General features: G+C 63.3%; 1 protein-coding gene. It reads left to right on the top strand.

Going from position 1 to position 493, the window contains the following annotated elements; genetic code table 11:
• A partial coding sequence (locus F6X68_RS33125) for a tripartite tricarboxylate transporter substrate binding protein (protein ID WP_255474828.1) occupies window positions 1-493 on the top strand: 493 nt, incomplete at both ends.

The following is a 493-nucleotide window of genomic DNA, read 5'->3' as shown; positions in this document are numbered from 1 at the left end:
ACGCTGTCGCCCGCTGCAGGCCGCGCCGAGAATTACCCGATCCGGCCGATCAGGGTGATCGTTCCCTACGCGGCCGGCGGCCCGAACGACACGATTGCACGGATCATCACCGCGGACGCATTTCGCCAGCGTGGCGCTTCGTTCGTCATTGAAAATATCCCGGGCGGTGCCGGCAATGTCGGAACGGCCGCTGCTGCGCGCGCCTCCGCAGACGGCTATACGCTCGTCGTCGTGACCTCGAGCTTCTTCATCAATCCAGGCCTTCACGCGAAAATTCCCTACGATCCCGTCAACAGCTTCTCGCCCGTGACGATGATCGCCGCGGCCCCGCATGTCCTCGTGGTCCATCCGTCTTTCCCCGCACGAGACGTGAGAGAGTTCATTTCGGCAGTGCGCGCGCAGCCTGGAAGGTTCAGCTACGCGTCGGCCGGAACGGGACAGTCGTCACACCTCGCCGGCGAATTGTTCAAGCAATCGACCGGTCTTGACCTTG

Origin of the sequence: Micromonospora sp. AMSO12t, from assembly GCF_008806585.1 — a bacterium.
In the GTDB taxonomy this organism is placed as follows: Bacteria; Actinomycetota; Actinomycetes; order Mycobacteriales; family Micromonosporaceae; genus Micromonospora; species Micromonospora reichwaldensis.
Note: the sequence above shows the minus strand (reverse complement) of the source record. Positions and strands in the feature narration are given on the sequence as shown.